The sequence below is a fragment of the Kitasatospora griseola genome, assembly GCF_044999035.1.
GTDB classification, from domain to species: Bacteria; Actinomycetota; Actinomycetes; order Streptomycetales; family Streptomycetaceae; genus Kitasatospora; species Kitasatospora griseola.
Genome location: NZ_CP173360.1, coordinates 1,567,204 through 1,581,661, shown reverse-complemented (window position 1 = coordinate 1,581,661; position 14,458 = coordinate 1,567,204). Strand labels below are relative to the sequence as shown.

Annotated in this window: 1 protein-coding gene; it reads left to right on the top strand. The window is 73.5% G+C overall.

Annotation, left to right across the window (positions count from 1 at the left end; translation table 11 throughout):
• Position 1: 1 nt before the first annotated feature.
• Positions 2–14,407 carry a hypothetical protein gene (locus ACI1MP_RS07450; RefSeq protein WP_404870885.1) on the top strand — a complete coding sequence of 4,802 codons (14,406 nt, stop codon included), beginning with the start codon at positions 2–4 and terminating at the stop codon, positions 14,405–14,407.
• Positions 14,408–14,458: the final 51 nt, after the last annotated feature.

The window sequence follows — 14,458 nt, the reverse complement described above, 5'->3', positions numbered from 1 at the left end:
CATGGCTGTCGAACTCCCGGAGCCCCTCCAGTGGGTGCTCCTGCTGCTCGCGGGCTGCCGTTGGCCGGAAGCCGATGAGGACCAGCTCCGCGACATGGCCGACCACTGCCGCAAGGCTGCGGACAGCCTGAAGGACGCCGCGCAGAGCGCCGACGCCACGGTGAAGCGCGCCCTGGAGGGCCAACAGGGCGTCGCTGCCGAGGCGTTGGGCAAGTACTGGGAGAAGTACTCGGTCGGCAAGGGCACCGAGCAGGACCCCGGCTACCTGCCCGGCGCGATCAACGCGCTGAACGGCATGGGCGACATGCTGGAGCAGGTCGCCAACTCCGCGGAGACGGCGAAGATCCAGATCATCGCCCAACTCGGCATCCTGGCCTTCGAGATCGCGACCGCCGAGGCTGAGGCGCCGTTCACTGCGGGCGCCTCGATGCTGGAAGTGCCCGTGTTCATCGCGGCGAGCAAGGCCACGGTCGCGGCCACCCTGAAGCTGCTGCTGAAGGAAATGATCGAGATGGCGGTCAAGCAGGCCGTCCAGATGGCCGCGATCAACCTGATGGCGCAGGGCATCGAGCTCGCCGAGGGCCACCGCAAGAGCATCGACATGAAGGAAGTGGGGATGAGCGCGGCCGGCGGTGCCGTCGGCGGCGCATCCGGCCACCTGATCGGCAAGGGCATCGGCAAGGCCGGCGAGAAGCTCGGCGTCGAGGCCGCACTCAAGACCACCGGCGGCAAGATGGCCACCGGCGCGGCGGTCGGCGTCGGTGCGGACGTCTCCACCCAGCTGATCACCACCGGCAAGGTCGACGGCAACTCCCTGCTCGGCTCCGGCCTCTCCGGCGGCGCGGGCGCGGGCCTGCACGCCGGCGCGTCCAAGGTCAAGGGGCACCTCGCCACGCCAAAGGCTGCGGAAGCGCCGAAGTTGCCCGGGGCGGGCGCCGGTTCCGGTGCGGGCGAGCACGGTGGCACGCCCAGCTTCAACAAGTCCGACACCTCCACGGGTGCCTCGGCCTACCACGGGCCGTCCGGTGGCTCCGGCGCGTCCGGCGCGTCCGGTGCCTCGCACGCGGCGGACTCGGGTTCGTCCAGCGGGAGTTCGGGTGCGGGCGCGGCTGCGGCTGCGTCGCACGAGACGAGTTCTGGTGCGGGCGCGGGCGCGGGCGCGGGTACGGGTGCGTCGAAGGTGAACGGGCTGACCCCGTTCGGTGCGGGACGCGGCGGCGACGCCCCGTCCGCCGGTTCCTCGTCGGCCGAGCGCAACGTCGCGCCGACGCCGGGCCACGAGTCCGCCTCGGCTCCGGCTCCGGCTGCGGCTCCGCGTGAGCAGGCGCGTACGCACGTCCAGGAGTCGATGGCACCCCGGGCCGAGTCGCAGCAGCCTGTTGCGCCGGTGCATGAGTCGACGCCGCGGTCCGGGCCGCGTCAGGAGTCGGTCGCTCCTGCACATGAGAACGTCGCGCCGCGTACCGAGTCGCAGCAGCCTGCTGCGCAGGTCCACGAGTCGGTGCCGACGCACACTGCGCCGCGTCAGGAGTCCGTGGCTCCCGTGCACGAGAACGCCGCGCCGCGGGTCGAGTCGCAGCCGGTTTCGCCCGTGCACGAGCCGACGCCGCGTCAGGAGAGTGTCGCGCCCGCCCACGAGTCGGTGACGCCGCGTTCCGAGCCGCAGCCCGTCGCGCAGGTTCACGAGTCGGTGCCGACGCACACTGCGCCGCAGACCAACGACGGGGTGCCGCGGCAGGAGAGCGTCGCGCCGACGCACGAGTCCGTTCCGTCGCACGAGTCCGTCCCGACGCACACCGCGCCGCAGGCGCACGACTCGGTGCCGACGCCGCAGTCGCAGGAGACCCCGCGGACGTACGCCGCTGCGCCCGTGCACGAGTCGACGCCGCGTCAGGAGAGCGTCGCCCCGGTGCAGGAATCGGTGCCGGTCGCGCAGGTGCACGAGACGATGCCCCGTCAGGAGAGTGTCGCGCCCGCCCACGAGTCGGTGCCCGCGCACACCGCGCCGCCGGCGCACGAGTCGGTGCCCCGGCAGGAGGGCGTTGCGTCCTCGCACACCACGGAACCGACTCCGGTGCAGCAGTCGATCCCGCGCCAGGAGAGCGTCAACGCGGCGGCTGCGCACGATACTTCGGCGGCCTACGAGCCGACGCCGCAGAACGATCCGCGGGAGCCGCGGCCGAGCGGCGCGTCCGCGATGCCCAACCTGTCGGGCGTGCTAAGCGGTGCCGGGGCCGGCGGCGGCACCCACCTGGACGGCGGGACCCGACTGTCCGCCGGGCCGGCCACGGCCCGTCCGGCGGGGCCGGAGCAGGTGCCCGGGCAGATCGTTCCGGACGGCCTGGGCGAGACCTCGCCGGCCGCGAGCACCACGCAGAGTCCGGTGGCAGGTGCGCCGATGGCGGGCGGGTTCACGCCCGGCCCGGTCGGCGGTGCCGGCGGGCACGGCGGGTCCGGGGCCGCGGCCCACGCCGCGCCGTCCGCGACCGTTCCGCAGCAGGGCGGGGCCAAGCCGGCCGCCGCCACCCCGAACCCGGCCGCCGCGGCCGGTGGCACGATCCGCCCCGGGGCGGGCCGTACTCCCGAGACAGGTCGTCCGGCCGCGGAGCAGGCGCACGACCAGCTGTTGGACCGTCAACGGCAGGAACGGCAGGCGGAGCTCGACCGGCTGGGCCGGGCGACGAACGTGCGGGACGCCGTCGACCAACTCGGCGGCACGCAGCGGAACGTGTCCCGGGTCCGGCCGGCCGATGCCGATCGGCTGCGGCAGGACATGCCGGGCATGACGCGGGAGCAGCGCGCCCAGGAGCTCGCCAACCTGAAGCCGGAGCACCGGCGTTGGCTGGCCCGCGACCCGGAGTTCGTCGACTCGCTGAAGTCGGCGCTGCCGGCGAAGGACTTCGCCAAGGTGGCCTCCGAGCTGATCGTGCACGTGGACCCGAGGGCCGAACAGGCCGCGTCCGCCCGGCAGGAGGCGCAGGAGCAGGTCGCCCGGATGCTCCAGGACCCGGACACCGCTGCGCAGTTGATGAAGAACGGCGCGGACGTGGTGATCGTCCCGAAGGACGTCCGGATGCCCGACGTCCCGGGGCTGCACGAGCTGCGCGGGGCCAGCAACGACACCGAGGCGGGCGGCGGTCGCGGCTACGACGACATGCGCGGCTCGGGCGGCAAGCACTCCGCCGTCACCGAGGAGAACCTGCTCGGTGAGCACACCTCGATCGGCGAGGGCGGTCACTACGAGCACGGATACTCCACCACCACGCACGAGTTCAGCCACACCGTGCACGAGTACGGGCTGAGCCCCAACGACAAGCAGGCGATCACGGACGCCTTCGACCGGAAGACGAAGGCCGCCGAGGAGGCTGCGGACCCCAAGAACGGCAAGGACCCCGTGCAGTGGCCCGACGGCAAGACGTCCGGCAACTACTCGTCGCGGGACGAGCACGAGTACTTCGCCCAGGCCACCAACGCCTACCTGGGAACGAACGAGGGCCACGACCCGTACACCGGTGACCGGCGCAACAACGGCCCGGAGTGGGTGAAGCAGCACGAGCCCGACCTGTACCCGCTGCTGAAGAAGCTCTACGGCGAGAACCCGTCTGCGCTCCACGACGGCACCGCGAACCCGGTGAACGAGACCACCGCGCAGAACGCCACCTACGAGGGCTTCCGCGAGTTCATGGAGCACGTGGACGGAACCGCCACCCCGACCGGCGAGCACCAGCCTGCGGCGACCGGGCATCAGCCCGCGGAGACGGAGCACCAACCGTCGGCGGCAGAGCGGAAGGCCCCGGCCGGTGAGCAGTTGCCGCCCCCGCCGCCGCGCCCCGGTGGTCAGGGTGGGCGTAGGCAGCAGGCGCAGCAGGCCGCGCCGGACGCCGGCTACGACCACAAGATCGACAGCAAGAAGACCTTCGAGACCCTCGACAGGTTCCTCAGCGACTCGCCCGAGTTCCAGCAGGTCCGCAGGGACTTGGAGATGTACGCGCGGGAGCCGTTGCTGGACCCCGACACCGCCGTGATGTTCGGCCAGTACCGGAACGAGAAGCGCCAGCACGTGGACGTGCTGTCGCGCAACAACGACCAATTGGAGCGGTCGGCCACCCGGATCGACGAGCAACTCCGGAACGTTCAGCGCGAGTTGGACAACGGCAACCACGCGCCCGAGCTCCACGACCGGAAGAAGAGCCTGGAGGGCGCGAAGGCGCACCTGCAGGAGCAGCGCGACCGGATGGCGATCTTCGAGCACGAGCGGCTCAAGGACACGGTCGGCGGCAATGAGCTGGCCGTGCTGGCCAGGGCGCGGCACGAGGCCGAGACCCGGGTCCTGCCGGGCAGCATCGAGCGGATCAAGGCCGAGGAGCAGCGCAACGACGCGCTGCTCGCGCAGGCCGTGCCGCGCAAGCCGCCCGCGGGCAGTGACGGCGAGAAGGTGCACCTGGACCGGATCACGGACCTGAAGACCCGCCAGGGGGAGTTGAAGGCCGACCGCGAGCAGCGGGAGAAGGACCTGGCGCACGCGCTGGCGGAGGTGCAGAAGAAGGCCCCGCCGGCGGTGAGCAGCACCCACGAAGGCGGGGTGCCGGCACCGGGCGACAAGGCCGGGTGGAAGAAGTTCGACGAGACCTACCGCAAGGCGTTCGGCTACTCCGACCACGGGGTGATGCGGGATCAGCCGCACGCCGAGAAGGTCTCGGCGCGGGTGGCCGACGGCAAGCCCGACCCGGCCTCGACGAAGAAGACCCAGCCGAAGGAAGGCGACACCGACCTGTCGGCGGCGAAGGTCAACCGCAACCACGTGATCGCCGACTACATGGTGCACAAGTACGTGACGGCGGCGGTGTTCAAGGCGCGCGCGCTGGACGAGAGCAGCCACCGTGCGGCGTCGGACGCGTTCGGCGACTTCGTCTCCGCGATGGCGCCGGACCGGCACCGCGTCCTCGACTCGTACGGGCGCAAGGCCGAGGCCCGGATCCGTCAAGGCGGCCCGGGCGAAGCGGAGTTGACGCGCCGCGACCTGACCGCCACGCCGGGCACCGTCGATCTGCGGGCGACGTACGGCAACGAGCGGCTGCCGGGTGCGTTCGCGACAGCGGGCATCACCGACCACCGCAGTGCCGACACGGCGGCGAAGAACCTGGAGCGTGAACTCGGCAGGTCCGGCCTGAACGGGCCGGCCGGCCGGGAGCTCGGCAGGCTGAACGACGCGGTGGCGGGCGTGCACCCGGACAGCCCGACGCCCGAGCAACTCGGGGCGGTGCGCGACGCGATGGGCGCGGTCCACGAGAAGGTCAAGCAGCAGGCGGTCGACGACCTGGCGCTGGTCAACGGCATCACGGGGCCGCAGAAGCTGGACGACGCGGCGGCCGTGCTGCACGCCGCCGCCGACCGCCCGGGCGGGCTGTCGACGCCCGCCCAACGGGAGCGGCTGGCCGGAGACCTGGCGGATCTCGCCGGTCACGTCGAGCGGGCGGGGAAGAGCCCGGACGCGCTGCGCGCCCTGGCGGGTGACCTGCGGGCCACCCCGGACCCGATCGCTCCGAACCGCTACCGCGAGGTCGCCGAGCAGCTCGCGGCCGACCGGGCCGAGGTACGGAAGCACGAGGTCGCCGAGCGACTGTCCGACCTGGCCGTCCCGGGCAAGGATTCGACGCCCGGGACGGACCAGGCGCAGAAGGACGTGACGGCGGCGGGGAAGGAGCTTCCGGCCCGGCAGGCCAAGGCGGCCAAGGCCGAGAAGGCCTTCGAGGCCGCCGAGAAGGCCCACACCAAGGCCAGGGAAACGGCCGACAAGTCCGCGCGGGCCGCCGCGGCCGATCCCAGCGACACGCAGAAGCAGCAGGAGGCGAAGAAGCACGAGACGGCGGCGGGGAAGGCCGCGGCGAAGGTCGAGAGCGCACGAAAGGAGCTGAAGAAGGCGGAGGCCGACCTGGCCGCCACGGAGCGGAACATCGCCACCACCGAGACGGTGCGCGACCGGGTGGACCAGGTGCACGCGAAGGAGATGCGGGACAACGCGCAGCGCGGCGAGGGTGCGGCGGCCCGGGTGGCCTGGGCCGCGGCCGACCGGGAACTGGTCGCCCGGCAGTACGGCGGCGTGCACGCGCGCGCCGGCGCGGGGGAGAACCACCCCGCCGGCATGTTCGACCGGGCGCTGACGGCGCACGTCGAGGACGTGCCGGCGCTGATCGAGGAGATGTCCGCCAGCCTGTCCAACAGCGGCTCCAACCTGCGCTTCGGCGACGAGACGGTGAACAAGTGGGTCCAGAACTTCCTGGACCCGCACGTCATCCGCGAGCCCGACCTGCTGACCGCGGTCGCCCACGAGCAGCTGCCGCCGGAGGTGCTGTACGCGCCGCACACCGCCGACCTGTTGCAGGCCGTCCGCGGTCTGGAGGCGAACGGCCTGGTGCCGCCCGAGCTGCGCGACATCATGGCTCCCAAGACCCAGAACGACCTGGAGCAGCTGCGGACGGCCGGGAAGCTCAGTGACAGCGCGCAGATGATCGTCGACGATCTCGGCATCCCGTCCCCGCACGCCGGCAAGCTGCCGGTCTCCTCGTCCGGCGACTTCGCCAACCGCGCCGACACCGCCAAGCTGACGGACGACCAGCTGAACCGGCTCGGCGTGGAGGGCCTGTACCGACCCGACCACGTCCCGCAGCCGGCGCCCGACCACGACGTGGTGATGGCCGACGCGAGCCAGTCCACCGGTCGCACCCCGGACGGGGACGTGCAGATGCACGACGGGACGGCCGACACCGCGCGGCCCGAGCGCAAGCGCCGCCGGGACGACAGCGAGTCCGACAGCGAGAGCGAACCCGGGCCGGACGCCGTGCGCCGCCGCCTGAACGACCTCGACCTGACCGGCCCCACCCCGCCTCCGCCGCCCCCGCCGCCGCCCGCGGCCGGCGGGCACGGCGCGGCCACCGGCACCCGCGGTTTCGGCAGCCCGGCCGCCCCGCCGCCGCCCCCGCCGACCGGCGAAGGCCTCGGCGCGCCGGTCACCGGGCAGCACGGCGCCACCCCGCGCCCGTCGGCCGCCGAGCAGTTGGCAGGCCGGTACATCTCGGACCGCGTCCTGCCGGACAAGGCGATCGACCTGATCGACGAGTCCGGTCACCGCTTCCGTGACGAGCGGCCCACGAAGCCGGTGGACCGCGAGGCGCTGCGGGCGGAGATCGACGCCCTGCAGGCGAAGCACGCCGCCGAACGGGGCGCCGAGCCGCCGGCCGACACGTCGTCGTCAACCAACCGACGCGGAGGGGACGTTGAGCGCGTCGCCGACCGGGACGTCGAGCCGATGGACATCGAGCCGGTCACCGTCGAGAGGCCGCCGGTCGAGCACCGTGTCGATCGGGACGTTGAGCCGATGGACGTCGAGACGCCGCCGGTCGAGCACCGCAACGACCGCAAGCGCGGCCGGGACGACGAGGAGGTGACGCTGCGCCGGGAGTCCGAGCCGGACGGGCCGCCGACCAAGCGGCAGCGCACCCCCGCGTACGAGAACTCCGACGCCGTGATGCAGGACCGCGGCTACCAGGCGGTGGGCCCGCAGCATGAGTTGACCCAGCGGCTGGTCAACTACCTCGGCGAGGGAACCAAGTTGCACCCGCAGATGAGCAACACCCTGCTGGGGCACGTCAATCCGCACCAGTCGCCCGTGCGGCCCGCCGAGGGCTTCCGGCCCGGCGACGACATGAAGGCCTGCCTGGAGAACGTCGAGGCGTACCGGGACACCCACTTCGGGCGGCCCCGGGTCTCGGGGCAGACCTTGCACGGGACGGTCGAGCCGATCCCCGGCAACGTGCTGTGGAAGCGGCACGACGGGCCCGCGCTGTTCGGTGAAGGACCGGGCGCGGTGGGCGAGTTGATGGCAAAGGTGCAGGCCGGCGGCAAGGGCAGCTTCGCCACCGTGCTGGGCGCCGGACCGACCGGTGCCGGACACGCCGTCGCGCTGGTCCACGACCGGGACGGCGTGCTGCGGTGGGCCGACCTGACGGACCGTCGGGTGGTGCCCGCGCGGCCCGGCGAGATGCCGTACAGCTTCGACCCATCGTGGACGGTGTGGGCCTCCGTCGCCGACCGGCACGAGACCAACATCTCCGGGCCGCACGACCCGCAATTCATGGAGCGCTACAGCACGTTCACCCGCGGCGAGCCGTCGCACGACACGTCCGAGCCGATGGACATCGACGACGGCTTCGGCGCCGAGCACGCCACCCTCGACCACGCCGACCCCGAGCAGACCCCGAAGGCTGCCGCACCGCAGCCGACCGCTCCGCAGCCGACCGACCGGACCTCGTCCGGCGGTGACGGATCGGGCACGCCGGGGCCGACCACGACCACCACCCCGCCGCCGACCATCCCCGGCGGCGGCAACGGCCAGGTGGTCGGCGGGCCGAGCCGGCCCCGATCGGCCTCGGCCCCGGCCGAGTTGGGCCCGCGCACCCCGGCCCCGGCCCCGATCAGGTCGGAGACCGTCACCGAACCCCGTACCGGGACTGGCCAGGAGAGCCCAGTGCGTTCGACCTCCCCCGAGGAGGGCGCGCGCACGCCCGAGCCCGTGCGTGTGCCCGAGGCGGAGTTCCCGCCGCCGGGGGAGCGGGTGCCGGTGGCCGGGGACGGCTACTGCCTGCTCCGCTCGGTCGCGGTGGGTTCGCCGGACCTCGCGGGACCGCACCAACTGCAGGCCGCGGTCGCGGACCACTTCCGGGCGCTGCGCCCGGAGGACTGGCCGACCGAGGTGGTGTCCAACTACCGCGGCAACCTGCTCGGTCGTCCGGATCTGCCTGCGGGCGACCTGCTGGCCTACCTCCCCGCCGACATCCACGAGGCGTTCCGGGGCATGCCCGTCGACGAGTTGAAGGAGATCGTCGGCCAGCACCTCACCGACAACGCACCGCCGCCGTCGCAGCAGGAGCAGGCTGCCCTGCTCCGCACCGTCCAGAGCTGGGACACCCAGTGGCGGTCGACCGGCGGCGAGATGCTCCCGCCGGCCACCGCCCACGCGCTCGGCCTCCGGCTCCGGGTGGTCGACCACGACGGCAACACCCACGCCGTCTTCGGCCCCGCGGACGGACGCCCGGTGACGGTGTACCGCGCCGGCGACCACTACGACGGCAGCGCACCGCCACTGTCGCGGACCCCGGTGACGGAGCACGTCCCAGCGACAGAGCACGTTCCGCCGACCGAGCATGTCCCGGCGACGGAGCACGTTCCGCCGACCGAGCATGCGCCGGAGACCGACCGCGTGCCCGTGAGCGAGCATGCGCCGGAGACCGACCGCGTGCCCGTGAGCGAGCACGTGGCGGAGACTGACAGCACGTCAGTGGCCGAGCAGGTCCCGGCTGCCGACCGCACGCCGGTCACGCCGCCCGTGGACGAGACGTCCACGCCGGCCCCGGCACCGACGTCCGAGTCTGCGCCGATGTCCGAGTCCGCGCCGATGCCGCACGAGGCCGACAGCACGTCAGTGGCCGAGCACGTCCCGGCTGCCGACCGCACCCCGGTCACGCCGCCCGTGGACGAGACGCCCACGCCGACTCCTGCGCCGACGTCCGAGCCTGCGCCGACGCCGCAGGAGACCGTCGCGCCGAAGCCGATCGCCGGCACCGACCTGGTGGTCGGGCTGACCGGGAACGAGAAGGCGGTGCGGGAGAAGGTCATCGACGTCATCGAGCGGGCCGTGCCCGGGGACCGGGCGGCGGCGCAGGCGTTCGCGGACGCGCACTTCGGTCCGGCGACGCTGCGCCCGATGCTCGGTGCGCTGTCGCGGGGCGAGGTGTGGACGGCGCCGTTCGAGGGCAGCGGCTGGAGCGGGAGCGTCAAGCTGCGCGGCCAGGTCACCGGGTCGACGCACCTGCGCACCGAGAAGATCGAGTTCGAGAACGGCGCCGACCGGACGGTGGCGACCGGGACCAACCGTGATGCGCAGTGGCAGTTCAACGTAGGTGTCCAGGCCCGGCAGGCGCGTGGCATCGGGGATCCGGCGGAGCTCGTCGCGTACTACCACGATCGCGGCCAGGCCGAGGTCAACCTGGATCTGGGTGGCATGGTGGCCCGGTCGAAGACCAGTGGGCCTGCCGAAGTGTACAAGTCGACAATGGAGCTGACGCTCGACTTCGGCGACCTGCGCCACAACGGCGAACCGGTGCACACCGGTTCGGCCGACCGCACCGACCGGGTGGATCTCGACCTGACCGTCGCCGTTCCGGAGCGGCCCGACGTCACATCGGGCGGCGAGCTGCGGGTGCCTCCGCAGCGGCTGCGGGACGGGCGGGTCGGCGGCCAGGAGATCGTGCTCGACCTCGCGCCGCGCGGCACGGACCGGAACCGTCCGCCGGTGGAGGGGCTGCTCGACCACGCGGAGGCGGCGGCCAGGCGGGAGTTCGGCGGTCACTGGCCCGCGCTGCGCGAGAAGGTGCTCGCCGAGGTCGACTTCGCCCGGCTCCAGCGGGACCTGAAGAGCATGACGGCCGGCGAGCCGGTCTCCGTCACGCTCACCGACCGGCGCGGCAAGCCCGTCGGCACGGTCGACATCACCGCGCGGGTAGGGGAGTTGAGGCAGGTCGGCACCACCAAGGAGACCGAGTTCAACATCGGCACCACCGTGCAGCAGGTGCGCAGCACGTCGTCGAGCGGCGGCCACGCGGGCCAGCTCGGGTTCTCGGCCGGGGTGAAGCCGGGCACCGGCCTGATCGGCGGCGGCGGTGCCGGGCGACTCGGTCGGGACCACGTGGAGATCAGCGGCGACGCCCGGACCTCCCAGCTGACCAGCAAGTCCAAGGTGCCCGGCGTGCTGTACGACGGCACCGTCCACTTCGAGCTGTCGTTCAACGGCAAGCCCGTCGCCCACGACTCGGCCACGACGGACGGCACCGGCCCGGCGCACGACGCGACCACGGCGGACGTCCGGCTGCTGGTCGACCGCGCGGACACCGCCCCGGATCGGAACGCCGCAGAGGCATCAACTCCGGTGTCCCACCCGGACGGTGAGCCGCAGCTGCACGAGGTGGTCAGCCCGCCGGACAGCGTCTGGCGCGGTGGCGACGACCGCGGCGGACTGGGCGAGACCGTGGTCGTCCGCGACCTGGAGAGCACCTCGGACCTGCGGGCGGCGCTGGACGTCAAGGGCCGGGAGCGGTTCGGCGACGACTGGAACGCCGTCCGCGACCAGGTGATGCGGGGCTTCAGCCAGCCGAACCTGGCCGCCCGGCTGACCGGGATGACCCGCGGCGAGCCGCTGGAGGTGAGGATCCCCGGCAAGGAGGGCCAGGTCGTCACGGCCGTCGCCCGGGTCGAGGCGATGACCTACCGCCGGGAGGACGGCAAGGCCGAACTCAACGCCGTCAACGATACCGGCGCGTTCAGGGTGAACCGCCGCCTGGACGCGCGGACCGTCATCGAGCAGGGCCAGCTCGGCGGCACCGTCGCCAAGGCCACCAAGGGCACGCCCGGCGCCGAGATCGGCGTCACCGGCTCCGGCCAGCAGCGTCAGCGGGCCGGCGGGCAGGGCCGGCAGGCCGACCGGGTGTACGCCAGCGGCAAGTACAGTGCCCCGCAGGTGATTTACGGGGCCGAGCTGATGGTGGACGTGCACGTCGGCCGGCCCGGTGAGGCGGGCGGCGGACGTCCGGACGTCTCGGTGCCGGTCCGCGTCGAGGTGGGCCTGGACGCCCGGGAGACTGTCAAGGTGCAGGCGCCGCGCACCGAGGACGGCGTGATCGGGTTCAAGCGGCCCGAGGGCGCCGCGCCCGCCGCTCCGACCAGTGCCCGCACCGAGCCGGCCCCGCACCGGGCGCCGAGCCGGATGGCGGACCGTCACGAGCTGAACGCCTCCTACGTGGTGCACACGCTGAGCGGCGCCGACAAGGTGCGCGCGGAGGTGGAGAACGCGGTGCGGACCAAGCACGGCGAGCCGTCGGAGGAGGTGAAGCAGCGGATCGGCGCCGGCTTCGACCGGGTCGCGCTCAAGGCCCAGCTCTCGCAGCTCACCCGCGGCGGGAAGATCACCGAGACCGTCTCCGGCAAGACCTGGTCGGCCGAGGTGACCGTCACGGCGAGGCTGGGGGAGTCCACGTACCACTCCGCCGCGGACAAGTACGAGTTCGAGTCCGGCACCCGCACGTCCAGCGGTAACGGCAACCTGCGGGACAGCCGGGACCGGTTGAACGGCGGCGGCCAGGTCAAGGTGAAGACCGAGGTCGTGGACGTCAGCGGCGGCTACGCGTACCGGGTGGACCGCGGCTACGGCCGGGCGACGGAGACCGTCGGCTCGGCCTCCAACCGGGGCAAGCACGTCGAGCCGGCCGTGTTCTTCGACGTCGCGGCGCCCTACCACGTGGAGGTCGCGTTCAAGCGGCTGGGCGTGCCCGACGGCGTGCACAGCGCGGATGTGGAGACGGTGGCCCGGGTGGCCGTCCCGACGCGTGACGCCGTCCCGGTGTCCGGGCCGGTCGAGCGGACCACGGAGAAGCTGCCGAAGGGCTTCGCGGAGGGACGGCGCCTGGACTCCTCGGCGATCGTCACCGACATCCACGCGCTGCCCGGGGCGACCGGCGGGGCTCCCCGGCGGACGCTCGGCGAGTCGGTGCTGGCCCAGGTGGAGTCGGGCTGGAAGCCCGGCGGGCTGCGCGCCCTGCAGCGGAAGCAGGCCGGGCAGCCGGAGTTGACGCGCAATCCGTTCAGCCGTGACTGGGCGGGCATCCGCGGCAAGCTGGACGCGGAACTCACCCCCGACCGGCTGCAGTCCCGGCTGAAGGCCATGACGGCCGGCGACGAGATCGTGGTGCGGCACGGCCGGACCACCGTCCGGGTCGGCGCCCAGCTCCGCGACCGGATGGTGCACCTCGGCGATGCGGGCACCACCGAGTTCAACGCCGGCACCGACGTGCAGCGCAGCTTCGCGCGCACCGACGCCACCGGCACCGGCCACCAGGGCACGCTCGGCGTGACGACCGCCGTCCCCGTGCCCGGTGCGCCCGCCGTCTCGGTGACGGCCGGTCTGACCGGCACCGCCGGCCGGGGCCACGACCGGGCGGACGTGCAGACCCGGGCCACCTCGGCCGGGTCCGCCACCAAGGCCAAGCTGCCCGGCAGCGCCTACGCCGGTGAGGCGGAGCTGGTGTTCACCATCGACCGGCGGCCCCACCTCGGCCGGCAGGTGTTCCAGCGGCGCACCGCGGCGATCGGGTTCGAGGCCCTGGTCGAGACCGGTGAGACCGTGCCGGTTCCCGCGACCGGGGCCGCCGGGGCGACCGGCACGGTCCGGCCGCCCGAGCCCGTCACCGTCCAGGTCCCGCCGGAGCGGGTCTGGGAGACCGGCCTGCGCGACACCGACGTGCTGCGCTGGCTCGGCGACGTCGGAGGTGTCCAGGACCTGGTGCGGGTGCGCGGCCCGGAGTACTTCGGCAAGTCGGCCTGGAAGGAGATGGAACCCGTGGTCGGGACCGTCACCTCGCACAGCCACCTGTCGGCGCTGTTCGGCACCGCCACCCAGGGCATGGGCGTCGCGGCGACCCTCCCGTCCAACCGGGTGACGCTCGGCGGCGGCAAGGGCGTGGAGGTCGGCGTGAAGGTCGTCTCGCTCGAACACCGGGCGGTCGACGACAAGGTCGAGCTCAGCCCGGCCAACGGCGTCACCTCCGGCACCACCCGCAACGACCTGTCGGCGAAGAACGCGGGCGTCCAGGCCCAGCTCGGCGCCAAGATCACCGGTGACGTCACCAACAGCCCGGCGATCGTCGGCGGCGCGCAGCACCTGTGGCGCGACGGCGGCGGCCACAGCGACTCTGGCCAGGTGATCTCCAACGGCAAGTTCGCGGCCCCGATGGCGCGTTACGCCGGCCATGCCGAGGTGGAGGTGACGCTCTTCGACGGGAGCCGAAACCCGGTCAGGGAACGGGGAGTCGTGCCGTTCGCCGTCGACATCCCGCTGTCCGAGACCACCGGCCGGGAGGTGTCGGGCGACCAGTACCTCGCCTTCACCGAGCAGCAGCGGGCCGGTGAGCTCCGGGTCACCGACGGCGCGTGGCGGCTGGACGAGGTCCAGCGGCTGCTGACGCCGGACGCCGACCCGTCCGCCGTCCGCACCCCCGCCGAGCACGAGCAGCTGCTCGGCACCGTGCGGCTCGGACGGGCCGTCTACGACCGGGAGTTCACCGCGAGCACCGACGCGGGCGCCGCCCACGTCCGGGCCACCCACCGCCTGGTCGAACTGGGCGGCGGCACCTCGGAGGGCACCTTTGCCCTGCTGGGCGAGCTGCTCGGCACACCGGACGGTGCGCCGCCGGCCGCGGCCGAGGTGCGCAAGGTGATCGGCTACGTCGAGCGGAAGTCGGCCGAGGGGCCGGTCACCCGAGACGACCTGACGGCCGGGGCGCAGGAGGGCTGGGAGGCCTGATCCACCGGGCACAGCGCGACCGCCGGGGCCCGTACCCGGGCCCCGGCGGTC

Coding starts and splice junctions, on each gene's coding strand:
- ACI1MP_RS07450 (WP_404870885.1), top strand. CDS start 2: ATGGCTGTCGAACTCCCGGAGCCCCTCCAGTGGGTGCTCCTGCTGCTC.